Origin of the sequence: Streptomyces sp. NPDC050147, assembly GCF_040660195.1 — a bacterium.
In the GTDB taxonomy this organism is placed as follows: domain Bacteria; phylum Actinomycetota; class Actinomycetes; order Streptomycetales; family Streptomycetaceae; genus Streptomyces.
Genome location: NZ_JBFALJ010000012.1, coordinates 18,754 through 43,104, shown reverse-complemented (window position 1 = coordinate 43,104; position 24,351 = coordinate 18,754). Strand labels below are relative to the sequence as shown.

The following is a 24,351-nucleotide window of genomic DNA, read 5'->3' as shown; positions in this document are numbered from 1 at the left end:
ACGAGCCGGTGTTCGAAGGTGAGGCTACTGATCGTCCGCCAACGGAGCGAGCCAAAACGGAAATTGGCCGTCCGTTCTCGGTCACTGCCTGTGGCAAGTGCCGAATATCGACCCAAAGAGCCGGTCCGCTCCTTCCCCGGGAGGGGGAAAGGAACGGACCGGTAGACCGTACGCGAGGTACTTCTGACAGACCCCCCTTCTTGGCTGACTTCTTCTTCGGACTTGCCCTTCGGCGCCGACTGCTTCTGTACCTCTATTTCCTGTACGTCTGTTTCCTGTACGCCTGCTTCCTGTACGCCTACTTCGGAGCGCCGACAGGCTTTCCGTCAGGACCGGCGGCGTACCAAGTGCCGCCGACGCCCTGGCCATTGGTGTCGCCGGGCTTCTTGTCACCGGCGAAGGTGTACATCGGCCAGCAGTCGATCGTCTGCTGCCGCTGCCCGTCGGGGCGGTCGAAGACGACGAACCCCTTCTTGAGGATTCCCTTGGTGTCGTTCTTGGCGACGGGCGGCACCACCGGCCACTTCTCGAGGCAGGCACCGGTGCACGCGGACTTCATCGGCCAGGCGGAGTCCTTCGTGAAGCGGTAGACGGTCATGCCGTTCTTGTCGACGACGATCTCCCCGAGCTTGGGGTCCTTGCGGGTCGAGAGCCCTGCCGGGTCGACGGGCTCCGTCTCGGCGGGGGGCTCGGCCTCGGCGGCGGGCGCGGCCTTCTTGCCGTCGGGGGCGGCGGCGTACCAAGTGCCGCCCACACCCTGCCCCTTGGCGTCACCGGCCTTGGTGTCCTTGGCGTACCGGTACATCGGCCAGCCGTCGATGGTCAGTTGCTTGCTGCCGTCGGAGCGGGTCACCTCGCCCAGCAGGGACTTGTCGACTCCGGGCGGGGCCTCCGCGCCCTCGGGCGAGGCGACGGGCCAGGTCGTGGCGCAGGCGCCGTCACAGTTCGACTTGGGGGGCTGGGCCGTGTCCTTGTCGAAGCGGTAGAGCGTGCGGCCCTCGCTGTCGGTGACGACCTTGCCGAGCTTCTTGCTGTCCCAGACAGCGAGCTGACCGGCGGCTTTCGCCTTGCCCGCGCCTTCTTTCGCGTCGCCGATGTCGGCGCCGTACCCGTCCCCGGCCCCGTAGTCGTCCTGCTTGGCCGGGGCCTGGTTGCCGACGTTCTGTCCGTTCGGCGACTGGTCTCCCTTCTCCTGACCACACGCCGTCGTCAGCGCCAGCATGGCCGCAGCTGTCGCTACGAGTGAGGCGCTTCGCCAGGTCTTCATCGGTAACTCCCGCTGTCCGTTTGGGTGTCGCGCCGCTGAGTGCGTCACGCATGGCCCTAGGTACGGGTGGGAACGGCTGATGCGTTCAACCGGCGTTCAAGATTCTTTTCCGCGGCGGGCTCGCGCCTGGCCGTTCCTCATGCTCACGCCCATCTGTTCCTCAAGCCCACGCCCATCTGTTCGTCAAGCCAGCGCCCGGCGTCTCCTCCCTTCGGGTCACAGGAGGGCTCGATCGGCGTGGCAGGGGGACACGCTGCCCATGATCCCTGACGTGCATGGATCCACTAGAGCCTCGTCCGGCCTGGTCACACGCCTACTGGCGCCGCTGGTGCTGGCCTGGCTGCTCGGTGCGCCGACGGCTGCCGCCGCACCGGACACCGCACCCGCCGACAACTGCGCCTACGCCTCGATCGGTGACACTCCCGGCGGTGACGCCGTGGCGGTCTCGGGCGACGGAGTGGTCTGCCGGGCGGGCCCCACACGCCGGCCGAAGCCGCCGCCACCACCCCCACCCCCACCGCCGACACCGCCGCCGCCCGCTCCGGCCCCACCGCCTCGACCGGAGCCACCCGCGCCGGAGCCTCCTCCGCCCCCACCGCCACCACCACCGCCCGCACGCCCGGCCCCTCCGGAGCCCACACCGCCTCCGCCCCCGCGGCCGAGCCCGAAGCCGTCCCCGTCCGCCCCGGCCAAGGCCTCGCCCACCCCGGTGAGTTACCCCTCGTACCGCGTCGCGTCCCGCAGGACGCCGCCCCGCGGCGGCCCGTCCCTGGTCTCGCTCACCCTGCTCATCACCGCGCCCGCGGTGCTCGCCGTCGCCGCGCTGCGGCCGCGCTGACCGTCGGAGGTCCCATGTCGGAATGGCTTGTTCTCACCCTCGCGATGGCTGCCGCGTGCGGGGTCGTCCTGGTCGTCACGTTCCTGCGGCACCGCAGGACGAGCCCGGACTACGACGCTTCGGAGACCCCGGACGTCATCGAGTACATGACGATGATGATCGGCGTGGTGTACGCCATCGTCCTCGGCCTGGCCATCGCCGGTGTCTGGGAGGCCCGCGGCATCGCCGAGGACCATGTGCACACCGAGGCCCAGGCGTTGCACGAGGTGTCCGAGCGTGCGCGGGTCTATCCGGCCGAAGTCCGTGAGCGCATCCGCACGGATGTACACGCCTATGTCAGCCATGTCGTGACCACCGAGTGGGACGCCATGACCGACCGCGGCGAACTCACCGACCGCGGCGAGGAACTCCTCTCCCGGGTACGCCATGACGTCACCGACTACCAGCCCAAGTCCGACTTCGAGGCACAGGCGTACCAGCCGCTCGTCGACCAGGTCGCGATCGCCGACGACGCGCGCAACTCCCGTGGTGACAGCGCCGGAGCGACGATGCCCGGCGTGGTCTGGTTCGGTCTCATCACGGGCGGCCTCGTCGCCGTCGGCATGATCTTCGCGCTGCAGATCCGGCGCACTCCACGCGAGCTCATCCTCGCGGGGCTGTTCTCGGCCTTGATCGCCTTCCTGCTCTTCCTCATCTGGGACTTCGACGCCCCTTACAGCCGCGGCGTCGCGGCCACCCCGGATCCGTTCCACGCCCTCTTCGACAACCTCGGGGGGTGAGAAACATGTGGGCCCCGTCCGCGACCCGAGGTGCTCGCGCCGTCCGGCGCGGGCGCCTCCGGGAGGGATACCGGCGTAGTGGCCACCCCGGCCCCCCGGGACCGGCTTCGCACACGGGTCCGTAAACCATGCTGCGCGGCGGCCCCGTACAGCGCACTCTGGTGGCATGACCTGGCAGACACCCATCATCGTTCACCCGCCCGCTTCCGACGGCGGACGGCGGGTCTCCGTGCGCGGGCAGGCCGTCGGCGTCGCGCGCGATGACCACGACCTGGTGGAGTTCCTGCGGCGCGCGGGCCTCGGCGACGCGGACATGGCCCTGGACGACCCTCACCTCGTGGAGTGGCGAGGCGGCGAGGCACATGTGTGGACGAAGGGTTCCTGACTGACCCGCGTCCGGGTACGCGTCCATCGGAACGAGCCGCGCCCGCCACCCTGCGACGCGCCCACCACCCTCCGACACGGCCCCGCCCTACCCGAGCGCGCCCCGCCCCGGCTCCCCAGGCCGCCCCTTTACACGCCTCGCCCGCCGCATCCCGTCACCGCCGTCGCGACACCCCGCCCGTTCCCCTGTCCGGCTCACACCGTTGCCCCGTTCGCGCGACCGAGATCGCGGCGGCGCAGGTCCCTGCTTAGCGTTTGCGGCATCGAGGTGCATATCAGGTGAAAGCGGAAGAAGGTCCGCGGCTGCTCCTCGGGGACCCGGAGGAATCATCATGCGCGCGATACGCGTCGCCTCGGCCGCTCTTCTCGCCGCCACGACCCTGACCCTCTCCGCCGCCACAGCGTCGACGGCCGTCGCGGACGAGGGCGAGGGCAACACCGGCAACAACATCACTTCGTTCGGCTTCCGCGTCACCCCGTCCACGGTCGCCGCCGGCGGCAAGGTCCAGCTCAGCGTGGAGGGCTGCCAAGGCGACGCCAAGGTCACCTCCGGCGTGTTCAACGACGCGCACATCCCCAAGGGGCAGCAGTCCGTCGCCGCGTTGGTCTTCCCCGACGCCAAGCCCGGCGCGATGTACGAGGTGACCTTCGACTGCAAGGGCGAGACCGGCACCACGGACCTCACCATCGCCACGGGCCGCCCCACCCAGCAGCCCACTCAGCAGCCCACGTCGCACCCCACAGGACCGGTCCACCACGGAGTCAAGGCCGGCGTCGGCGGCAGCTTCGGCGGGCTCGACCTGCACGAGATCGCCCTCGGCAGCGCATTGATCGTGGGCACGCTCGGCACCGCGTACCACTGGACGCGCCGCCGCAACGGTTCCTGACCCGCCGCCCGGCCGGCGCGGAAGGGGGGCGCGCCGGCCGGGGAGGCGGAACAGTTCACGGCCGACGCACGGGCGCCCGACGTGCGAGTGACGAGCGCGCCTGCACCGGGCCCGCGGTCAGACGCCGCGCCCCGCGTTCTCCGAGCGGCGGCGCATCCAGAACACCCCGCCACCGACCAGGGCGACCGTCACCAGCGCCCCGCCGATCGCCATGTCCGTGGCGGTGGCCCCGGAGCTGTTGCTGCCGCCGAGACCACCGCGGACACCGCCGTGGATGACGGTGAACGCGTCGGGCTTGGTGAGGGTCTTGTGGCGGCTGGTGCCGCAGTGCACGGTGATGCTGTGGGCCCCGGGGTTGGCGTGCTGGTAGACCCTGGGGTTCGCGCTGGCCGTACCACCGTTCATGGACTTCAGGGGGGTGTCAGGGAAGGCATTTGACGTGACCTTGCTGCCGTGGGCCGCGCACGCCGAGCCGTCGACCGTCACCGTCAGCTGCCCCCCGCGGGGGATCACGCTCGGCATGGCGACGATGTTGGACGGGTCGGCCCAGGCCGATGCCGTCGGGGCGGCGAGGCCGACGACGGCACCCGCGGTGACTGCGACCGCGAGGGCACGGGTGGTGCGCATACGAGATCTACGCATGTGAATCCTCCGCGGAAGACGCCCCGGGGTAACCGTTCCCCGGTCGATCGGCGAGAGCGCCTCCCAAACAGACCCTCAGTTGCCGTGCACAGAGCCGCATTTCGGCGATCGGCCGTCCTGGTGAGGCGACACGCCGAAGCGTGAACGTGGTAGCCGATATTGCCGCAGGTCACGGACCGTCAGAAATTTCCTGCCGACCACGACTCATATGGCGCATGCCCGGTATGGGTGCCACCCGTTCGCTCCCGCTCTGTCGCCCGTCACGCGCGCCGCGCTTAGCGTTCTCGTACGCGCAACGGCGCGGTTCGAATGCCGCGTTGAGAGGGGATCAGTCAATGCCTTCGTCCCAGCCGGCCGATGAAGAGGAACCGCAGCGGAAGCGCGCCCCGTGGGGTGTGATGGCGCTCGTTCTGCTGACCGGCCTCGCGCTGATCCGGAATGGTTCAGGGGAATTCGACGTGGGCCCGCCCCAGCCGGCGTCGGCCGCCGCGGCGGACCAGGCGCCCGACGGGTCAAAGCGGGCCGTCGCGCCGCTGACGTTCTCCCCCGCCGAGCGCGTGGGGATCAAGGGCATCCAGGTGGACGCGCCGGTCATGCCGGTCGGGCTCGACGCCGACGGCTGGGTGGACGCGCCGCCGGCGGAGGACCCGAACCTCGCGGGCTGGTTCACCGGAGCCGTGTCGCCGGGCGAGAAGGGCACGTCCGTGATCGTCGGCCATGTCGACAATCAGCAGGGTCCCGCCGTCTTCTACGGCCTGGGTTCGCTGAAGAAGGGAAATCGCGTAGAAGTGCTGCGCAGGGACCGCAAGACCGCGGTCTTCGAGGTCTACGGAATCGAAGTGTTCGAGAAGAACAATTTCCCTGGCAGCCGCGTCTACAGCGACAAGGGAGCTCCGGAACTACGCGTCATCACCTGCGGCGGCGGATTCTCCAAGCGGTCCGGATACAACGGAAACGTCGTCGCTTTCGCCCGCATGGTGGACGTGCGCTGACGGCGAATGCGGCGGCGGAGCACGGCGCGTGCGGGCGGGACGCCCACCTACATTTCGCGGCGGTCCGGCACCGTGATCCGGTAACCCGAATCAATCAGCTCCGGCAGATACGTCCGCAGGGCCTCGACGCTCTGGGAACGGTCGCCGCCCGCGTCGTGCGAGAGGACCACGACTCCGGGCCCGGCACCGGCCCGTACGCGCCGGATGATCGTGCCGGTGCCCGGCTCGGTCCAGTCCAGGGTGTCCACGGTCCAGGCGAGCGGTTCCATGCCGAGTTCGGCGCCCAGCTGGAAGGCGTTGCGGTTCCAGGCGCCGTAGGGGGCGCGGAACCAGGCGGGGGGTTCCCCCACGGTGTCCTCGACGACCTCGCAGGTGCGCTCGATCTCCTCGCGCATCGCGCTCCGGCTCATCTTCGGCAGGAGCGGATGCGTCCAGGTGTGATTGCCGATCAGATGCCCGTCGTCCACCATCTCGCGCAGCAGGTCCTTGTTGTCGGCGGCCATCTCGCCGCAGACGAAGAACGTCGCACGGACGTCGTACTTGCGCAGGGTGCTCAGGATTCCCGGCGTGTAGCGGGGATCGGGTCCATCGTCGAACGTCAAGAACATGCTGCGGCCCTGTCCGTCCATGCGCAGGATCGGCGCCTTGCGGACACGGGGCAGGGCGCGTGCGGCGCGCGGCGGGCCGTGGCCCGCCATGGGCTGGAGGCGGTACGCGGAGGGCTTGCGGGCGCGCGCGGCGGGCGGGCCGCCGGCCGGCGCACCGCTGGGAGCCGTGGGTCCTGGCGTGGCCGGGCGTTCCGTGGCCACGCATCCGGCGGTCGCGGCCAGACCGAAGACAGCGGCGCCGCGCAGGAGTGCGCGACGCCCTGGAGTCATCTGATCCTTTTTCATTACTAATCCGTCGCATGGTGGAAGACCGACGCCGGACATCAACACCTCGGCGGACCGTGAAAGCACCCGATGGGACCAGCCGGAGCGAGCGAGCAGGGCCGGCCGACGCCGCCCGTCGAGACGGTGCGCGCCGCGTCGGCCATGGGCGCCTTCAGCAGGAACGGCGCTCTCCGTTAACCTCTCGGCTGTGACTGAAGCCCATTCCCACCAGTTCGAACGCGGCACCGACGGCCCGAAGGTGATCGTCGTCGGTGTCGACGGGTCGGACTCCTCGCTCCGGGCCGCGGCATACGCCGGAGGCCTTGCGCGACGGCAGCGCGCCCTGCTCGCCGTCGTCTATGTCCAGCCGGTGATGGTCGCGGGCGCCGCCCTCGGCGCCCCGGTGGCGGAGGCGACCGACGAGATCGCCGAGGGGCTGATCACCGAGATCAGGGACGCGGCCGAGCGGGTGAAGGACATATTCGATGTCCGCTGGGAGTTCCACACCTTCCGAGGCGACCCCTACAGCGGTCTGGTCACCGCGGCGGACGACCTCAAGGCCGACGCCGTGGTCGTCGGCGCCTCCGAGCAGGCGGGCCACCGCATCGTCGGCTCGGTCGCCGTACGCCTCGTCAAGGCGGGCCGCTGGCCCGTCACCGTGGTGCCGTAGCCCACAACCGCCAGAGTGCTGAACGCTCACACCTCTGAGGGGTGTGGCGCCTTCCGTCATGCGCATGCCTGCGCCATCATGATCCGCCATCAGACGACTGCCGTCCGCGAGAAGGTGGAGCTCATGGCGGGACTCCGGATGGGCCACGGCGTCATGCGCCGCAAGCCCATCGAACACATCGAAGAGACAGAGGCGGGAGCGGAGGGCGGGCTCTCCCGCTCGCTCGGTCTCTGGCAGCTCACCGCGATCGGCGTCGGCGGCATCATCGGCGCCGGCATCTTCACGCTCGCCGGGACGGTGGCCAACGGCACGGCCGGCCCCGCCGTCCTCATCTCCTTCCTCATCGCCGGTGTCGCGAGCGCGGCGGCGGCCTTCTCGTACGCCGAGTTCGCGGGCCTCATCCCGAAGGCGGGATCGGCGTACACCTACGGCTATGTGGTGCTCGGCGAGCTCACGGGCTGGTTCATCGGCTGGGACCTGCTCCTGGAGTACACGGCGATCGTGGCGGTGGTCGCCATCGGCATCTCCGGCTACTTCAACTTCCTGATCGAGGACATGGGCGCACAGCTGCCCAACTGGATGCTGGGCGCACCAGGCACGGGCGACGGCCACAAGGTCGATCTGTTCGCCGCGGTGCTCTGCCTGCTCATCGCCTATCTGCTGACGCTCGGCATCAAGAACGCGGCGCGCTTCGAGATGGTCGTGGTCATCCTGAAGGTCATCGTGGTGCTCGTCGTCATCGCGGTCGGGTTCTTCCACATCAACACCGGGAACTACAAGCCGTTCTTCCCCTTCGGCGTCAGCGGGGCGTTCACCGGCGCGGCCACGGTCTTCTTCGCCGTGTTCGGCTACGACGCCATGAGCACCGCCGCCGAGGAGTCCAAGGACGCCCAGCGCCACATGCCGAAGGCGATCCTCTACTCCCTCGCCATCTCGATGGTCCTGTACGTCCTGGCCTGTCTGGTCCTCACGGGCATGCAGGACTACAAGGAGATCGACCCGGAGAGCGGGTTCTCCACCGCTTTCAAGTCGGTGGGCCTGGGCGGTCTCGCCGACGTCATCGCGGTCGGCGCGATCATCGGCATCCTCACGGTGATGTTCACCTTCATGCTCGGCGTCACCCGCGTGTGGTTCAGCATGTCGCGGGACGGACTGCTGCCGAAGTGGTTCGCCAAGACGCACAAGACCCGCCACGTGCCGACCCGCGTGACCTGGATCGTCGGGTTCGCGTCGGCCGCCATCGCCGGATTCCTGCCGATCGGCGAGGCGGCCGAACTGACCAACATCGGGATCCTGTTGGCGTTCATCGTGGTGTGCGTCGCGGTGATCGTGCTGCGCTACAAGCAGCCCGATCTGCCGCGTTCGTTCCGCTGCCCCTGGATGCCGGTGGTGCCCGCCATCGGGGTCGTCTTCTCCATCTGGCTGATCACCTTCCTCCAATGGCAGACGTGGGCGCGGTTCGCGGTGTGGTTCGCGGCCGGCCTCATCGTGTACTTCGGCTACTCCTACCGGAAGTCGGAGCTCGCCAAGACCGACCGCGTTCCCTAGCGGGAATGCGGGCGGCCGCCCGCCCCCTCGCCCCTTACTCGCCCGTCACCAAGCCGTCCTTCCCCGCCCCTCGGCTCAGGACGACGCGGCGGATCCGGTCGCGGACGGCTCTGACATCGGCGCCGCCGGCAAGGGCCGCGTTCAGGTTGGTGACGCGGCCCGTGGCCGTGTTGAACCACTGGGGAATGAATTCCGCCTTCTTGACCTCCCAGCGGCCGCCGGTCGCCGCGGGCGGGGCGAACGTGAAGCGGCCGAGCGTGCCCTGATTGCCCCGCGGGTCGTTCGCGCCCTCGTCGTTGATCATGTCGCCGGCGATCTGGTCGCCCATGCCGTAGACGACCCAGGTCCCGTTGACCTTCTCGTACGCCTGCGGGACGTGCGCGTGGGTGCCCAGGATCAGGTCGATGTCGGGGCGGCCCTGGGTGCTGGACGCCGTGAGCTGCTCGCCGAGGCTCAGCTGGAGGTGGTCCGGAGCGTCCTGCCACTCCGTGCCCCAGTGGACCGAGACGACGACCACATCCGCCCCCGCCTTCCGCGCGGCGCGGGCGTCCGCGACGATCCGCTCCCGCTCCATGAGGTTGACCGCCCAGGGTCGCCCCGGGGGCATCGGCCGGTCGTTCGTGCCGTACGTGTACGCGAGCTGCGCCACCTTCGCGCCGCCCGCGCGCAGCCAGGCGGGTGACTTGCCCTCGGCGGCCGTGCGGCCCGAACCCGCGTGCTTGACGCCTGCCTTGTCGAGCGCGCCGAGGGTCCGGCGCACTCCCGCGGCGCCATCGTCGAGCGTGTGGTTGGAGGCGGTGGAGCAGGCGTCGTAGCCGGTGGCCGCCAGGGCGTGGGCGATCTGGGGCGGGGACTTGAAGCTGGGGTAGCCGGTGTAGTCGCCGTTCTCCCCGTAGGCCGTCTCCATGTGACAGATCGCCAGGTCCGCCTCCGACACGACGGGTTCGACGCCCTTGAGCATCGGCACGAAGTCATAGCCCTCGCCGCCCGCGTCGGCGCTGGCCCTGTCGATGATCAAGGAGTGCGGGAGCACGTCCCCGGAGGCGACGAGGGTGAAGGCGCGCGGGGCGTCCCGGCCGCCGCCGGCCGCCGACGGCGCCGGGGGCGGAGCGTCCCCATTGGTATGCGCCGTGCAGGCGGTGATCCCGGCGAGAGCGGACCCGATCATTACGGCGGCCAGAACGGCTGTTCCCTGCGGCGTGCGCTGCGTCATCGACCAGGCTCCATGAATGGGGAATATTCGGCGAAACGAATCCACATTCGGACACAATGCCGAGTCAAGCAGCAATGCCGTCATACTCCCTGAAAAGACTTAAATCATCCAGCCATGTGACACGAAGAACAGAGGGGCCCCGACCTGCGACGAAACCGAGGGCTGGGTCAAGCCTCCGTAAAGCGCCTTGCTCAAAGCCCCCTTCTGGTAATCGGCTGTCCTCATCCGTGTTCCGGATTGGGGGCCAGAGGCCGGCGACGCGCACGGATCGGAGGAAGGCGAGACGGGATGCTGCACGAGAGCCGAGGAAACACGGAGGGCCCGAGTGATGGCGAACTGGCCGTGCCGATGGCGTGGTTGTACGCCGAGTACATCGCGGACGAATTGCTGCGTACCGGCGATTTGATGCCGCCGACATCTTTCGAATACCGCGCGGGGCGTGATGCTCTGGCCCTGACCATTTTCCTCTCCGACACGAAGGGCGAGCTGTCGGGCATCCGCGTGGTCTCCCAGCTGGAGACCTGGCTGTCCCTGACGGCGTACGACCAGCCGTGGCAGGAATGGGTCGGCGAGCGGATGGCCTTGCTCACGGCGGAAGCGGTCGCCTCCGGTGAGCCCGCCCCCGACCTGCACATGGCCGACCTGGCGTGGCGGTGGCTGGAGGAGACGGAACTGCTCGCGCCCGATCTGGACGCGGTGCCGGGCGGCGGATCGCCGAGCGGCGAGGACGACGGGCCCAAGGTCTGGACGGCTGCCTGGCGCCTGGGGCTGCCGCTCGGTCACCTGGCGATCCATCTCTTCTGACGCCCGCGCGCGTGTTCGCGTCCCGTGTCTTGAGTGATTCGGCGGTCCGCTGCGTACGGGAGGGCAGGAAGCACCTTCTGCCCGACTCGTCACGCAAGGAACGCCATGAGGCCCCTGGAGCGGCATCGCGACGCCGGCGCCTACGCGCTCGGCGTCCTCGACGCGGCCGACACCTTCCGCTTTGACGACCACCTCATGGACTGCCCCGACTGCCGGGCCCTGCTGGCGGAACTCAGGCCGACAGCAGCGCAGTTGGCCGCCTACGGCCGGCTCACGCCGCCGCACGTCGAACCGCTGGCCGTGCCCGGCCCCGGCCTCGCCGACCGGCTGCTCGCCGAGACCGCGCGGCTGCGCAGGGCCGGGCACAGACGGTGGCTGTGCGCGGTCGCGGCAAGCGTCGTGCTGGCGCTCGCGGCTCCCGCGATCGCGGCCATGCGGGCCGACGGGCCCGGCCCCGAACAGCTCACCGCCCGCGACGGCCGCACCGGCGTCTCGGCGACCCTGACCATGCGGGGCCGCGACTGGGGCACGGACATCGGGCTCCGTGTCCGTGACCCACAAGGCCCCCACGTCTGTGAGCTCGTCGCCGTCGGCACCGACGGCTCCGAGCAGACGGTGACGACGTGGAAGGCGCCCGTGGGCGAGCCGTCGGCCGAGCTGTCGACACGCGGCGGGGCTGCCCTGCCCCGCGAGGACATCGCCCGCTACGAGGTGCGCACCATGGACGGACGGCGTCTGCTGACCTTGCGGCGCCCCTGAAGCCGCCCCGCCCACGCCTACTTCAGCAGCCGCGACATCCGCCGGTCCGCCAGCGGCTTTCCGCCCGTCTGGCAGGTGGGGCAGTACTGCAGCGAGGAGTCGCTGAAGGAGACCTCGCGGATGGTGTCACCGCACACGGGGCACGGCTCACCCGTGCGGCCGTGCACGCGCAGGCCGCTCTTCTTCTCCGCTTTGAGGCGGCCCGCCGCGACTCCGTGCGAGCGCTCGACCGCCTCGGCCAGCGTGGTCCGCAACGCCACGTACAGCCCGTGGACCTCCTTCTCCGTGAGGCTCGACGTGAGCTTGAACGGGGACATCCGGGCCGCGTGCAGGATCTCGTCGCTGTACGCGTTCCCCACGCCCGCGAGGAGCGTCTGGTCCCGCAACGCGCCCTTGATCTGCCGTCGTTCGTCCTTCAGGAGGCCGGAGAAGCGCTCCTCGTCGAAGCCCGCGGCCAGCGGGTCGGGGCCCAGGCGGGCGATGCCGGGGATCGTTGCCGGGTCATCGGTCACGTACACCGCGAGGCGCTTTTGCGTGCCCGCCTCCGTCAGGTCGAAGCCCTCCCCCGTCTCCAGGGCGACACGGAGCGCGAGGGGGCCCTTGCCCGGGCGGGTCGTACCGTCGGGGAGGCGGTCCTTCCAGTGCAGCCAGCCCGCGCGGGCCAGGTGGGTGATCAGATGCAGGCCGTCCGCGTCCAGGTCGAGGAACTTGCCGTGGCGCGCCACGGCCGTGACGGTACGTCCTTCCAGGGCGGTGAGCGGCGGGTCGTACGTCTTGAGGACGCTGATCGCCACGGGAAGCACCCGCACGAACTCGTGGCCGACGAGGTGGTCGGTGAGGAAGGCGCGCAGCGCCTCGACCTCGGGAAGTTCCGGCATCCGCTCACTCCTGTCCCAGTTCTGACAGCGCCATCTGCTCGCCCTAACCCCGGCTTTCCCGGGCGGGCACGATGAATTCGCACCACACGCACTTGCCGGTGCCTCGCGACTCGACGCCCCACACGTCCGCGAGCATGTCCACCAACAGCAACCCGCGCCCCGACACCCCCGATTCCCCCGCCTCCCGGCGGCGCGGCAGCGCGCTGGAGGAGTCCTCGACCTCGACGCGCAGGCGTCGGTCGCTGCCGCTGATCACCCGCAGGGTCACGATCGCCGCGCCGTCGGTGTGCATCAGCGCGTTGGTGATCAGCTCGTCCGCCACCAGCTCGATCTCGTCGGCGCACTCCCGGGCGCCCCAGGCGCGCACCGCGGACCGGATCATGTGCCGGGCCTCGGCCAACGCCTCCGGGTCCCCGGGGCCCACGTGCTGCTGGAGGCGGCCGCCGGACCGGGGGGTGTCGAGCTCTCGGCGGCGCAGGAGGAGCAGCGCAGCGTCGTCCTCGCCGCCCCGCTCGTCCACGATCCCGCAGAGCCGGTCCGCGAGGTGCTGGAGGTCGCGCGGCCCCGAGCAGGCGAGCTCGCCGAGGGCCCGCAGACCGTCGTCGAGGTCGGCGCCCGGCTCCTCGATGAGGCCGTCGGTGAAGAGCAGCAAGGTCTGGCCCACGTCGAGTTCGAAGGTGGTGACCGGATATTCGAGACCGCCGAACTCGGCCGAGAGCCCCAGCGGCAGGCCACCCTCGACCGGCACCCTGCGACACGTCCCGTCGATCCGCTGGAGAAGCGGATCGATGTGTCCCGCCCGCACCAGTTGCACCACGCCCGATGACAGGTCGGCCTCCGTGTAGAGGCAGGTGGCGAAGCGATCGGTGTCCAGCTCGTGCAGGAAGCCCGAGGCGCGGGCCATGACGGTGGCGGGCGGATGCCCCTCGGCGGCGTAGGCGCGCAGCACGATGCGCAGCTGGCCCATGACGGCCGCCGCATGGGTGTCGTGGCCCTGTACGTCGCCGATGACCGCCCCGACCCGGCCGCCGGGCAGCGGGATCACGTCGTACCAGTCGCCGCCGATGTCCCGGCCGAGCGCCGCAGAGCGGTAGCGGACCGCGATGTCGGCGCCGGGCACGCCGGGGATGGTGCGCGGCAGCATCGCCTGCTGGAGGCCCTGGGCGAGGTCCTTCTCCTGCTCGTAGAACATGGCGCGCTGGAGGCTCTGGGCGATGCCGCTGCCGAGCGCGACCAGGACGTTGCGCTCCTCCTCGGTGAAGCCGGTCTTGTCCTGGTAGAGCAGCCCGAGCACGCCGATCGGCTTGGCCTGCGCGATGAGCGGCAGATACGCGGCGGATGTGATGCCCAGTTCGTCTATGTACGGCCACAGGTCCGGGTACGAGGCGGCGAACTCCGCGGCCGTCTCGATGAAGCGCGGCGAGAGCGTGCGCACGGCGTCGCTCATCGGATACCGCTCGTCGAGCCGCGTGAACTTGGTGCCCGGCACGAAGCTGCCCACGGGCCCCTCCGCGACCAGCCGGATCCGCCCGGCCTCGACCAGGCCCATGACCAGGTTCGACGCGCCCAGGTGCGCGAGGCCGTGCGTGTCCTTGAGTACGTCGATGACGTCCCGGACGGTACGAGCGTGCGCGAGGGCCGCCGTGGTGCCCTGCACGATGCTCGTACGGCGGCGGCGGTCCTCCTCCTCGTCGGCGCGCTGGTGCCGGGCCGTGCTGTCGCCCAGTTCCTGGGTGGCGTCGCGGACGATGCCCACGATGCGGCGCGGGCGGCCCGTCTCGTCACGCTGGATGTACCCCTGGGTGTGGGTCCAACGCAGACCGCCGTCGCGCAGCCGGATGCGGAAGTAGATGCCGTAGGTCCGGCTGCCGTCCTTGAGCGCGTGCGACACGTAGGCGTCGAGGCGGTGTGCCTCGAGTGGCGGAACCCGTACGCCGAGGCTCGTGGGGTGGCCGTCGTACTCGTCGGCCCGCACGTCGAAGACCTCGTGGCCCGCGGCGTCCAGATGCATCAGGCCGCTGTCGAGGTCCCAGTCGAAGCAGCCTGTGCTGTTGAACGCCAGGATCGACCGTGCGGAAGCGGGCCAGTCGTCCGGCAGTGACGTGGGCGTCATGACACTTCATGATTCTTCGCTGTCGGGGCCGAGCGCGCACGTTCAGCTCTGGAAAGTGCCGGGATCACTGGTCAGCGGGTCGTCGGTCAGGGAGTCCTCCTGGGGCGGCGGCTCAGCCGTGTCGTCGTCGGGCGTGCGCGGCTCGTCCGTCGGCGGGGTGGGCGTGGGGCAGCCGGGAGGGATCTCGGACGGGGTGCCGGTGGGCGGCTTCGTGCCCGTGGCGGGGGCGGGCGTGGGGCAGTCCGTGGAGGTGGTGCCCGGGTCGCTGGGGGTGTCGCTGTCGTTGGGAGTCTCGCGGTCGTCCGGGGCGGTCGGGGACGGCGTGGTCGGAGACGGTGTGGTCGGGGTGGGCGTGCTCGGGGTGGGCGCGGTCGGATCGGGCGTGGTCGGGGTCGGGGTCGGCGGGGGCACGATGTGGTCGTCGCCGCCGTCCTCGTCGCCGGTCTTCCGCTCGATCCAGGTGTTGTCGACGATGTTCACGATGGTGATGTTCACGATGACCTTCGGTGCCGGGGTCACCACCACGACCTGCGTCGGCCGGTAGCCGGGCCACGGCTTGCCCTGGTGGCTCGGGGCGCCCTTGAACGCGACCGGCGGCTTCAGCGGGTTCCCGCAGGCGCACCGCACGCGCGGCAGCCCCCGGTTGTCGACGAGGACGGCGGTGCCCGTCTGCAGCACGGATTGGAAGCCGCTGGCACCACCGTCGCGGTAGCCGTGGTTGGTGACGCGGGTGTCGGCCCGCAGCACGACCGGCGTCAGCCCGCGCAGGAAGCCCGGGATGTCGGCCTGGGAGATGCCCGAAGCCTGGGCGAAGGCGCGGCCTCTGCCCTGGTCGGCGGTGAGGAAGCGGACCTGGGCGGCCACGTCGCAGCTGCCGAGGGAGTGGGTGCCGCCGTACAGACCGGGCGTACCGCCCGAGAGGGAGCGCACGCCCTGAGCCGTGGGTGAGGAAGTACCCGTCGGTGAGGGCTGCGGCGAACGGGTGACGGGCGAGGGGGTCGCCGTGGATGTCGCGGTGGAGTCGGTGAACGGATCGGGGCCCTGGGCGGCGGCCGGCTGCATGAACAGCTCGGCGCCGCCGTCGGCGGGGTTCTTCTCGCCTCCGCCGGAGCATCCCGCGATGGCGAGGGCCGCGGATATCGCGAAGGCCACCGCATGGATCCTGGTGGGCCTTGTGGACCTGGTGGGCCTGGTGGGCACACGCACCGTGCTCTCCCGCCTGTCATCGGGCAACGTGCCTCCATCTCTGCGGCAGTCGGAGCCGGTGCGCAAGCCGGGAAGAGCGCCGGTCCGGTCAGGGCGCAAGATGGTCTTGTGGAGTGGTTCACAGCGGATCAGTACTGGCTCGGCCGCCTCGTCTTCCAGCGGGCTCTGGCGGCGGTCTATTTCGTGGCGTTCTTGGGCGCGGTGCTGCAGTTCCGCGCGCTGATCGGTGAGCGCGGCATGCTGCCGGTGCCGCGCTACGTCGAGCGCGTGCCCTTCCGCAAGGCCCCGAGCCTCTTCCAGCTGCACTACTCGGACCGCTTCTTCGCCCTCGTCGCGTGGTCGGGCTGTGCCTGCGCTCTCGCGTTGCTGGCGGGCGTCGACGGTCTGCTTCCCCTGTGGGGCGGCATGCTGCTCTGGGTGGTGCCGTGGGCGCTGTACCTCTCGATCGTGAACGTCGGGCAGACCTGGTACGGCTTCGGCTGGGAGTCGCTCCTCCTGGAGGTGGGCTTCCTCGCCGTCTTCCTCGGCAACGACGAGACGGCGCCGCCGGTGTTGATCCTCTTCCTCCTGCGCTGGGTGCTGTTCCGCGTCGAGTTCGGGGCCGGGCTGATCAAGATGCGCGGCGACGCGTGCTGGCGCAAGCTCACCTGCCTGTACTTCCATCACGAGACGCAGCCGATGCCTGGCCCGCTGAGCTGGTTCTTCCACCACCTGCCCAGGCCCGTGCACCGGATGGAGGTCGCGGCCAACCACTTCACCCAACTCGTCGTGCCCGTCCTGCTGTTCACTCCACAGCCGGTCGCGACGGCCGCGGCCTGCCTGATGATCGCCACCCAGTTGTGGCTGGTGTTCTCGGGAAACTTCGCCTGGTTGAACTGGCTGACGATCGTGCTCGCCGTGCCCGCCGTGGACTTCGGCAGCGCGGGAGCGCCGTCACGGTCGCCCGCTTCCCCGCTCTGGTACGAGGTGGTCGTCATCGCGGTGACTGCCCTGATCCTGGGGCTCAGTTACCGGCCCGCGCGCAACCTGTTCGCGCGTCGGCAGATCATGAACTACTCCTTCGACCCGCTCCATCTCGTCAACGCGTACGGCGCGTTCGGCAGCGTCAGCCGCGTTCGCCAGGAAGTGGTCATCGAAGGGACGGCGGACACGACACCCCGTCACGCATCGCAGTGGCGTGAGTACGGGTTCAAGGGGAAGCCCGGCGATGTGCGCCGCTGGCCGCGGCAGTTCGCGCCGTACCATCTGCGGCTCGACTGGATGATGTGGTTCGCGGCGCTCTCCCCCGCGTACGCGCGCTCGTGGTTCGGCCCCTTGGTGGAGCGGCTCCTGGAGGGCGACCGGGACACGCTGAGACTGCTGCGTCACGTCCCGTTCCCGCCGGACGAGCCTCCCGCGTACATCCGCGCCCGCCTCTATCGCTACCGCTACACGACCTGGCGTGAACTGCGGGAGACGGGTGCCTGCTGGGAGCGGACGTACGTGCGGGAGTTCCTGCCGCCGACGCGGATCAGCTCGCCTCGCTGAGTCGGAGGCCGTAGACGCGGGTCGCGTTTCCCGAGAAGAGGGCGGTGCGTTCGCTTTCACTGAGCGCCCCGGTCAACTGCCGTGCGACGGCCACGACTTCCGTGTACGTGGCGGCCAGAGTGCAGACGGGCCAGTCCGAGCCGAACATCAGCCGGTCAGGTCCGAAGGCGTCCAGGACGGTGTCCGCGTACGGGCGCAGGTCGTCCACCGTCCAGGTCTTCGGGTCGGCTTCGGTCACCAGGCCGGAGAGTTTGCAGACGGTGTTGGGAAGCGCGGCGAGCGAGCGAATCGCCGTGGCCCACGGTTCGAGGGCGCCGGTGGCGATGGGCGGTTTGCCCACGTGGTCCAGGACGAAGGTCAGCCCGGGGTGTTCCCGCGCCGCCCGCACGCAGGCCGGGAGCTGGTGGGGCAGGACCACCAGGTCGTAGGCGAGGCCCGCGGCGCCGACCGCGGCCAGCCCCCGGCGCACGTCGGGCCGCAGCAGCCACTGGGGATCGGGCTCGCCCTGCACCTGGTGCCGGATGCCCACGAGGCGCTGCCCGCCGGGGAGTTCACGCAACTCCCCGAGCGCGTCACCGACGTCCGGACGGGTGAGATCGGTCCACCCGACGACGCCCGCGACGAGGCCGCTGTCCGCGGCCAGGGCGAGGAACTCCGGGGTCTCCTCGGCGACGGTGACCGTCTGGACGAGCACGGTCGCGGTGACGCCCGCGGCACGGGCCTCGGGCAGGAGGTCGGCGAGGGAGAAGCTCCGGCGGATCGGGGCGAGCACGTCGCCGGTGATCCATTCCTGGTCGCGTACGGAGAGGTCCCACACGTGGTGGTGGGAGTCGACGACGGCGAGTTCCGGCGTCACGGCAGCTCCCATACGACGGGCAGCCCCGCGCCCGCGCCCTCGGCCGAGTAGTCGTGGACGACGTCGAGGAGCTCGGCCATGCGCGCCTGCCAGGCGATGTTGACCGGCAGCTTGTCCAGCTCGGCGAGCATGCGGGCGTAGTCCTCGCACTCCAGGACATGGAAGAGATCGGTATGGCTGCGCCAGATCGTCCAGGAGGTGGCGCCCGCCGCGCGGATGGCGGCGACCAGCTCGGCGGGTACCTCTCGGTGCGCGGCGTCGTATGCGGCGACGCGGTCGGCGCGGACCTTGGTGTGCAGGGCGATTCTCACGCGGGGTCCTCTCCCGGGACGGGTACGCCTGCGGGCAGCAGGCCTTCGGCTCTGGCTTCCTCCCAGAAGCCCGCGGGGACGGCCGCGGCGAACTGCCGGGCCGCGTCGCGCACTTCGTGGGGCGAGCGGGCGCCGACGAGGACGGTGGACACCGCCGGGTGCGCGAGGGGGAAGGCCAGGGCAGCCGCGCGCACCGTCGTGCCGTGCCGTTCCGCGAGCGCCTTCAGGTGGCAGGCGCGGTCCACGAGGGCGCGGGGCGCGGTCGTGTAGTCGTAGGTCGCGCCGGGCTTCGGGTCGGCAAGCAGGCCCGAGTTGAAGACGCCGCCGATCACCACCGCCTTGCCGCGCTCCTGTGCCGCCGGGAGCAGCTCGGCCAGGGCGCTCTGGTCCAGGAGTGTGTAGCGGCCCGCGCACAGCACGGCGTCGACGTCCGTGTCACGGACGAAACGGGTGAGCATCGCCGTCTGGTTCATGCCCGCGCCGATCGCTCCGACGACGCCTTCGGAGCGCAGCCGCTCCAGGGCCGGATACCCCTCCCGGAAGGCCTGCTCCGCGTGGTCGTCCGGGTCGTGGAGGTAGACGATGTCGACGCGGTCGAGGCCGAGGCGGGTGAGGCTCGCCTCCAGGGAGCGGCGGATGCCGTCCGCGCTGAAGTCCCATACACGGCGATGTGTGGCCGGCACGGCGAAGCCGTGGGCGAGGTCGTCGCCCACGGGCCTGTCCACCGCTTCGAGAAGGCGGCCCGCCTTGGTCGAGAGCGCGTACGTATGGCGAGGGCGCGCCCGCAGCGCCTCGCCGAGCCTGCGCTCGGAAAGGCCGATGCCGTAATGCGGGGCCGTGTCGAAGTAGCGGATGCCCGCGTCCCAGGCGGCGTCGATCGCCGCGGCCGCGTCTTCGTCGGTGATCGGCGTGTAGAGGTTGCCGAGGCCGGCGGCGCCGAAGGACAGCTCGGTCACCTCGACGCCGCCGGGTCCGATGCGGTGCCGGGCCGCGCCGCTCACCGGCCCGCCGGGCGCAGCCGCAGGCCCTGCATGCCGCCGTCGACGGCGAGCGCTGTGCCGGTGGTCGCGCCGGAGAGCGGGCTCGCCAAGTAGGCGATGGCTCCGGCGACTTCGTCGGCCGCGACGAGGCGTCCGGTGGGCTGGCGGGCCGCGAGCGCGGCACGCTCGGCGGCCGGATCGGGCGCGGCGTCCAGGAGGCGGCCGACCCACGGAGTGTCCACGGTGCCGGGATTGACGCAGTTGACGCGCACCCCTTCGCGTACGTGGTCGGCGGCCATCGCGAGCGTCAGGGAGAGCACCGCGCCCTTGGACGCCGAGTACAGGGCACGCTGCGGCAGCCCCGCGGTGGCCGCGATCGAGCAGGTGTTGACGATCGCCGCGTGGGTGGAGACGCGCAGGTGCGCGAGGGCGGCTCGCGTGGTGCGCACGATCCCGAGGACGTTCACGTCGAGCACCTTGTGCCACTGGGCGTCGTCGTTGTCCTCGACCGTGCCCTGCGCGCCGATCCCCGCATTGTTGATCAGTATGTCGAGTCCGCCGAGGTCGGCCACGGCGGCGGCGACGGCCTCGCGCACCGAGGCGTCGTCCGAGACGTCGGCGCGATAGCCGGTGAGCGGCTTCGCCACGCCGTCCGGGGCCAGGTCGAGCACGGCCACCTGGGCGCCTCGTGCGGCGAGCAGTTCGGCCGTGGCCCGCCCGATGCCGGAGGCTCCGCCGGTGACCAGGGCCTTGAGGCCCTCAAAGTCCTGGGGGTCCGTCATGCGGCAGCTCCTTTGCCCTGTGCGAGGTCGGCGGCCCAGAAGGCGCCGTCCGGATAGGTGAATTCGGCGAGGGACTCGGCCCGCATGGTGGCCGAGAAGCCAGGCGCGGTGGGCGCCATGTAGTGGCCCTCGCGCAGTACGACCGGGTCGATGAAGTGGTCGTGGAGATGGTCGACGTACTCGATGACGCGGTTCTCGGTGGTGCCGGACAGCGTCACATAGTCGAACATCGACAGATGCTGGACGAGTTCGCACAGGCCTACCCCGCCGGCGTGCGGGCAGACCGGTACGCCGAACTTGGCGGCGAGCAGCAGGATCGCGAGGTTCTCGTTGACGCCGCCGACGCGCGCCGCGTCGATCTGCAGCACGTCGATCGCGCCCGCCTGGAGGAGCTGCTTGAAGACGATGCGGTTCTGCACGTGTTCGCCGGTGGCGACCTTGACCGGGGCGACCGCTTTCCGGATCGCCGCGTGGCCGAGGACGTCGTCGGGGCTCGTGGGCTCCTCGACCCAGTACGGGTCGAACTCCGCGAGGGCGCGCGTCCATTCGACGGCCTCGCCGACGTTCCAGCGCTGGTTGGCGTCGATCGCCATGCGGATGCCGGGCCCGATCGCCTGGCGGGCGGTACGGCAGCGGCGTACGTCGTCCGCCAGGTCCGCGCCGACCTTCAGTTTGATCTGCGTGAAGCCGTCCGCCACGGCCTGCCGGGCCAGACGGGTCAGCTTCTCGTCGCTGTAACCGAGCCAACCCGGCGACGTCGTATAGCCGGGGTAGCCGCGCTCTCGCAACAGGGCTTCGCGTTCGGCGGCTCCGTGGCGGCCCGACCGGAGCATGTCCAGGGCCTCTTGCGGGGTGAGTGCGTCGGCGATGTAGCGGAAGTCGATCTGGGAGACGAGCCACTGGGGCTCGGCGTCCGCCAGGAACCGCCACAACGGCTTGCGCGCGCGCTTGGCCGCCAGATCCCACAGCGCGTTGACGACGGCACCGATCGCCATGTGCATCACGCCCTTCTCGGGTCCGAGCCAGCGCAGTTGGCTGTCCCCGATCAGGTCACGGTTCAACACCCCTGGGTCGGCGCAGAGTTCCTCGACGCACCGGCCGAGCACGTGGTGGCGCAGCGACTCGATCGCGGCGACCTGGACGTCGTTGCCGCGCCCGATGGTGAAGGTGAAGCCGTGCCCCTCCAGGCCGTCGTCCGCGTCGGTACGAAGGACCACATAGGCGGCGGAGTAGTCGGGGTCCGGGTTCATCGCGTCGGACCCGTCCAGCTCCCGCGAGGTCGGGAACCGTACGTCGTAGGTGTCGACCGCGGTGATGCGGGCGGGGGTCGGGGACACAGGAGGCCTTTCCGGAAAGGGGCGAGGAGACGGGGAACCCGGAGCGGGGTCAGTCCTGTGCGCGACCGGTGGTGACACGGGCGATCATCAGGGCGACCAGGATGATTCCGCCGTAGATGGCCTGGATCCAGAAGGACGGCACCTGGGCGAGAGTGAGCAGGTTCTGTACGACGCCGAGCAGCAGCACGCCGGTGAGGGCGCCGAACATGGTGCCCTTGCCGCCGTCGAGGCTGATGCCGCCGATGACGGCCGCCGCGAACACGGTGAAGATCATGTTCTGGCCCTGATTGGCGTTGATCGCGCCGACGTAACCGGTCTGCATGAGTCCGCCGACGGCGGCGAGCACACCGGCGACGATGAACACGCCGAGCATGACGCGCTCGACGCGGATGCCGGCGGCGCGTGCCGCGTCGGCGTTGCCGCCGATCGCGTACAGGGCGCGTCCTACACGGTGGTACTTGAGGACGAACCCCGCGACGCCGAAGGAGACGGCGGCCAGCCACACCGAGAGCGGGATGGTCAGGAACGTCGAGGTGGCGAGGGTGTAGAAGGCGTCGGGCATGCCGAAGAGCGTCTTGCCCTCGGTCGCGCCGACGAGCAGTCCGCGCAGCACGATCAGCATGGCGAGCGTGACGATGAACGCGTTGAGCTTGAGCTTCACCACGAGGATGCCGTTGAAGGCGCCGATGACCGCACCGACGACGAGGATCGCGAGGAGCGCCACCGCGGCGGGCATCTCGGTGCCGAATCCGGCCTGGGCCGCGGGCAGCACGAGCAGCGCGCCGACGGCGGGCGCGATGCCGACGACCGATTCGAGGGACAGGTCGAACTTGCCGGTGATGAGGACGAGCGACTCGGCGAGCACGACCATCGCCAGGGCGGCGGAGGCGCCGAGGATGGAGATGATGTTCCGCTCCGTGAGGAACGAGTCGTTGACCAGTGCGCCGAGCAGCATGAGGAGCAGCAGGGCGGGTACCAGGGCGAGTTCGCGTGCCCGACGCAGGATGATGCTTTTCGCTGCGCGGCCTTCGGCGGTGCTCTTCTTTGCGGGGGCAGCCTGTGCGGCCGGGGCCTTGGTGTCAGCCACTGTGGTCTCCTTGTTCTTCGGCCGCGGGCCGGTGGGGGCTTGTCGCGCTCGCGCGGCGGAGCCGCATATGTGACAGTCCCGGGCCCCTGTCGGGGCCCACCCCCTCGATCGACCCGATCAGGTCGTGGTCGGTGAAGCCCGCCTCGTGCTCGGCGACCACCCGTCCGTGGAAGAGGACCAGGACGCGGTCGCAGCGCCGCAGGTCGTCCAGCTCGTCGGAGACGACGAGGACGGCGGTGCCGTCCTCGCGGGCGTTGTCCATCCGGGCAAGGAGCGACTCCTTGGACTTCACGTCCACGCCTGCGGTGGGGTTGATGAGGACGAGGAGGCGCGGGTCGGAGGCGAGTGCGCGCGCCATGACGACCTTCTGGGCGTTGCCGCCCGAGAGGTCCGACACGGGTTGGTCAGGCCCCTCGGCGTGGATGTCGAGGCGGTCGATCAGCTCCTCGGCGAAGCGGCGCTTGCGCTCGGTGCCCACGAAGCCGTACTTCCCGAGCCGGTCGAGGACGGTCATCGTGGCGTTGTCGCCGATCGTCATCCCGAAGACCAGGCCCTGGTCGTGCCGGTCACGCGGGACGCAGCCGACGCCGGCCCGCAGCGAGGCGGCGACATCCCCGAACGGCAGCTCCTTCCCGTCGAGTCGGGCGCTTCCGCCGGTCGGCGTGTGCAGCCCCGCGATGGTCTCCGCGAGGTTGATCTTGCCGCTGCCGCTGGATCCGGCGAGGCCCACGACCTCGCCCTTGCGGACGGTCAGGTCGACACCCGCGTACGAGTCACTGGTGAGGCCCGTGACGTCGAGCATCACCGGGGCGTTCGCGGGGACCTCGGTCCGGGCCACGGACTCCTCGGCGGCCTCCTTCTCCCGCAGCGCCTCGCCCGCCATCGCCTCGACCAGGGCGGCGCGGGGCAGGTCGGCCACGGGCGCGGTGATGATCCAGCGGGCGTCGCGCAGGACCGTGACGGTCTGGCACACCTCGTACACCTCCTGGAGGTGGTGCGAGATGAAGAGGAAGGTGACGCCGGACTCCTGGAGCGCCCGCATGCGCGTGAAGAGCCGCTCGATCTCGCGGTTGTCGAGTTGTGCCGTGGGCTCGTCCAGGACGATGAACCGCGCCCCGAAGCTGAGCGCCCGCGCGATCTCGACCATCTGCCGGTCCTCGACCTCGAGGTCGGCGGTACGGGCGTCCGGGTCGACCCGGACGTCCCAGGTGTCGAGCACGTCGGCGGCCTGCGTGCGCAGCTTGCGCCAGCTGATGAAGCCGCCGCGTCCTTCGGGCTGCCGGTTGATGAAGAGGTTCTCGGCGACGGTGAGATCGGGAACCACGGTGGGCTTCTGATAGACGCAGGCGACCTTGCGGCGCCAGGCGTCGCGGTCGGTGAGCTGTGGCGCGGGCTCGCCGTCGAAGAGGACGGTGCCCGCGTCCGGGGCCTGGAGCCCGGTGAGGATGGTGACGAGGGTCGACTTGCCCGCGCCGTTGCGGCCGACGAGGGCGTGGGACTCACCGGGCAGGACGGTGAGCTGCCCGTCCCGCAGCGCGACGGTGGGCCCGTACCGCTTGGTGATGCCGGTCGCTTCGACGAGCGGAGTCGTCGCCCTGCCGGTGGAGGGCTCGGTCATC

The 24,351-nt window shown here is 70.6% G+C and carries 24 protein-coding genes; 10 read left to right on the top strand and 14 right to left on the bottom strand.

Annotation, left to right across the window (positions count from 1 at the left end):
• Positions 1-298: 298 nt before the first annotated feature.
• Positions 299-1,267 (bottom strand): SCO0930 family lipoprotein, encoded by a 969-nt coding sequence (locus AB0I94_RS19655; RefSeq protein ID WP_363310841.1) that lies wholly within the window; start codon positions 1,265-1,267, stop codon positions 299-301.
• Between the two features lie 271 nt (positions 1,268-1,538).
• Between AB0I94_RS19655 and AB0I94_RS19650 the strand changes: the two genes are divergently transcribed.
• From AB0I94_RS19650 to AB0I94_RS19635, 4 genes are all read left to right on the top strand, one after another.
• Positions 1,539-2,105 carry a hypothetical protein gene (locus AB0I94_RS19650; protein WP_363310840.1) on the top strand — a complete coding sequence of 189 codons (567 nt, stop codon included), beginning with the start codon at positions 1,539-1,541 and terminating at the stop codon, positions 2,103-2,105.
• 14 nt (positions 2,106-2,119) lie between these two features.
• The gene (locus tag AB0I94_RS19645; RefSeq protein ID WP_363310839.1) at positions 2,120-2,884 is read left to right on the top strand and encodes a hypothetical protein; all 765 of its coding nucleotides are present in this window, start codon (positions 2,120-2,122) and stop codon (positions 2,882-2,884) included.
• A 166-nt stretch (positions 2,885-3,050) separates the two neighbouring features.
• The gene (locus AB0I94_RS19640) at positions 3,051-3,269 is read left to right on the top strand and encodes a hypothetical protein (RefSeq protein ID WP_363310838.1); all 219 of its coding nucleotides are present in this window, start codon (positions 3,051-3,053) and stop codon (positions 3,267-3,269) included.
• Between the two features lie 331 nt (positions 3,270-3,600).
• Complete coding sequence (locus AB0I94_RS19635; RefSeq protein ID WP_363310837.1) at positions 3,601-4,155, top strand: hypothetical protein; 555 nt, start codon at positions 3,601-3,603, stop codon at positions 4,153-4,155.
• A gap of 117 nt (positions 4,156-4,272) precedes the next feature.
• On the opposite strand, the gene AB0I94_RS19630 is transcribed toward AB0I94_RS19635, so the two are convergent.
• Positions 4,273-4,782, bottom strand: a complete 510-nt coding sequence (locus AB0I94_RS19630) for a hypothetical protein (protein ID WP_363311023.1) — start codon at positions 4,780-4,782, stop codon at positions 4,273-4,275.
• A gap of 350 nt (positions 4,783-5,132) precedes the next feature.
• Between AB0I94_RS19630 and AB0I94_RS19625 the strand changes: the two genes are divergently transcribed.
• Complete coding sequence (locus AB0I94_RS19625) at positions 5,133-5,789, top strand: class F sortase (protein ID WP_363310836.1); 657 nt, start codon at positions 5,133-5,135, stop codon at positions 5,787-5,789.
• A gap of 47 nt (positions 5,790-5,836) precedes the next feature.
• On the opposite strand, the gene AB0I94_RS19620 is transcribed toward AB0I94_RS19625, so the two are convergent.
• Positions 5,837-6,682 (bottom strand): polysaccharide deacetylase family protein, encoded by an 846-nt coding sequence (locus AB0I94_RS19620; protein WP_363310835.1) that lies wholly within the window; start codon positions 6,680-6,682, stop codon positions 5,837-5,839.
• A gap of 187 nt (positions 6,683-6,869) precedes the next feature.
• Between AB0I94_RS19620 and AB0I94_RS19615 the strand changes: the two genes are divergently transcribed.
• Complete coding sequence (locus AB0I94_RS19615; RefSeq protein ID WP_363310834.1) at positions 6,870-7,331, top strand: universal stress protein; 462 nt, start codon at positions 6,870-6,872, stop codon at positions 7,329-7,331.
• 123 nt (positions 7,332-7,454) lie between these two features.
• Positions 7,455-8,879 carry an amino acid permease gene (locus tag AB0I94_RS19610; protein WP_363311022.1) on the top strand — a complete coding sequence of 475 codons (1,425 nt, stop codon included), beginning with the start codon at positions 7,455-7,457 and terminating at the stop codon, positions 8,877-8,879.
• 34 nt (positions 8,880-8,913) lie between these two features.
• Here the strand turns inward: AB0I94_RS19610 and AB0I94_RS19605 are convergent, their stop codons facing one another.
• The gene (locus AB0I94_RS19605; RefSeq protein ID WP_363311021.1) at positions 8,914-10,047 is read right to left on the bottom strand and encodes a CapA family protein; all 1,134 of its coding nucleotides are present in this window, start codon (positions 10,045-10,047) and stop codon (positions 8,914-8,916) included.
• Between the two features lie 333 nt (positions 10,048-10,380).
• Between AB0I94_RS19605 and AB0I94_RS19600 the strand changes: the two genes are divergently transcribed.
• Together AB0I94_RS19600 and AB0I94_RS19595 are read left to right on the top strand one after the other, a co-directional pair.
• On the top strand, positions 10,381-10,896 hold the full coding sequence (locus tag AB0I94_RS19600) for a hypothetical protein (protein ID WP_363310833.1): 516 nt from the start codon (positions 10,381-10,383) through the stop codon (positions 10,894-10,896).
• Positions 10,897-11,001: 105 nt separating this feature from the next.
• Positions 11,002-11,655, top strand: a complete 654-nt coding sequence (locus tag AB0I94_RS19595; RefSeq protein ID WP_363310832.1) for a zf-HC2 domain-containing protein — start codon at positions 11,002-11,004, stop codon at positions 11,653-11,655.
• A gap of 17 nt (positions 11,656-11,672) precedes the next feature.
• Here AB0I94_RS19595 and AB0I94_RS19590 read toward each other — a convergent pair whose 3' ends face one another.
• The 3 genes from AB0I94_RS19590 to AB0I94_RS19580 are packed head-to-tail and all read right to left on the bottom strand — an operon-like array spanning position 11,673 to position 15,798.
• Complete coding sequence (locus AB0I94_RS19590) at positions 11,673-12,533, bottom strand: DNA-formamidopyrimidine glycosylase family protein (RefSeq protein ID WP_363310831.1); 861 nt, start codon at positions 12,531-12,533, stop codon at positions 11,673-11,675.
• A 43-nt stretch (positions 12,534-12,576) separates the two neighbouring features.
• Positions 12,577-14,646, bottom strand: a complete 2,070-nt coding sequence (locus tag AB0I94_RS19585; RefSeq protein WP_363310830.1) for a SpoIIE family protein phosphatase — start codon at positions 14,644-14,646, stop codon at positions 12,577-12,579.
• Between the two features lie 42 nt (positions 14,647-14,688).
• Complete coding sequence (locus tag AB0I94_RS19580) at positions 14,689-15,798, bottom strand: DUF6777 domain-containing protein (protein WP_363310829.1); 1,110 nt, start codon at positions 15,796-15,798, stop codon at positions 14,689-14,691.
• 162 nt (positions 15,799-15,960) lie between these two features.
• On the opposite strand from AB0I94_RS19580, the gene AB0I94_RS19575 reads away from it, so the two are divergent.
• Positions 15,961-17,379, top strand: a complete 1,419-nt coding sequence (locus tag AB0I94_RS19575) for a lipase maturation factor family protein (RefSeq protein ID WP_363310828.1) — start codon at positions 15,961-15,963, stop codon at positions 17,377-17,379.
• Here the strand turns inward: AB0I94_RS19575 and AB0I94_RS19570 are convergent.
• Genes AB0I94_RS19570 through AB0I94_RS19540 form a run of 7 tightly spaced genes read right to left on the bottom strand, consistent with a single transcriptional unit; the run spans position 17,363 to position 24,350 of the window.
• Complete coding sequence (locus tag AB0I94_RS19570; RefSeq protein WP_363310827.1) at positions 17,363-18,247, bottom strand: amidohydrolase family protein; 885 nt, start codon at positions 18,245-18,247, stop codon at positions 17,363-17,365. The two genes, AB0I94_RS19575 and AB0I94_RS19570, sit on opposite strands and share 17 nt — an antisense overlap.
• Complete coding sequence (locus AB0I94_RS19565) at positions 18,232-18,546, bottom strand: L-rhamnose mutarotase (protein ID WP_363310826.1); 315 nt, start codon at positions 18,544-18,546, stop codon at positions 18,232-18,234. The genes AB0I94_RS19570 and AB0I94_RS19565 overlap by 16 nt, the downstream gene beginning before the upstream one ends.
• Positions 18,543-19,547 carry an aldo/keto reductase gene (locus tag AB0I94_RS19560; protein WP_363310825.1) on the bottom strand — a complete coding sequence of 335 codons (1,005 nt, stop codon included), beginning with the start codon at positions 19,545-19,547 and terminating at the stop codon, positions 18,543-18,545. The genes AB0I94_RS19565 and AB0I94_RS19560 overlap by 4 nt, the downstream gene beginning before the upstream one ends.
• Positions 19,544-20,308: an SDR family oxidoreductase gene (locus AB0I94_RS19555; RefSeq protein ID WP_363310824.1), complete on the bottom strand. Its 765-nt coding sequence runs from the start codon at positions 20,306-20,308 to the stop codon at positions 19,544-19,546. Before AB0I94_RS19555 ends, AB0I94_RS19560 begins: the two co-directional genes overlap by 4 nt.
• Positions 20,305-21,645, bottom strand: coding sequence for an L-fuconate dehydratase (locus AB0I94_RS19550; protein WP_363310823.1), 1,341 nt, complete (start codon positions 21,643-21,645; stop codon positions 20,305-20,307). Before AB0I94_RS19550 ends, AB0I94_RS19555 begins: the two co-directional genes overlap by 4 nt.
• A 49-nt stretch (positions 21,646-21,694) precedes the next feature.
• Positions 21,695-22,732, bottom strand: coding sequence for an ABC transporter permease (locus AB0I94_RS19545; protein ID WP_363310822.1), 1,038 nt, complete (start codon positions 22,730-22,732; stop codon positions 21,695-21,697).
• Positions 22,725-24,350 carry a sugar ABC transporter ATP-binding protein gene (locus AB0I94_RS19540; protein WP_363310821.1) on the bottom strand — a complete coding sequence of 542 codons (1,626 nt, stop codon included), beginning with the start codon at positions 24,348-24,350 and terminating at the stop codon, positions 22,725-22,727. Before AB0I94_RS19540 ends, AB0I94_RS19545 begins: the two co-directional genes overlap by 8 nt.
• Between the last annotated feature and the right edge of the window lies 1 nt (position 24,351).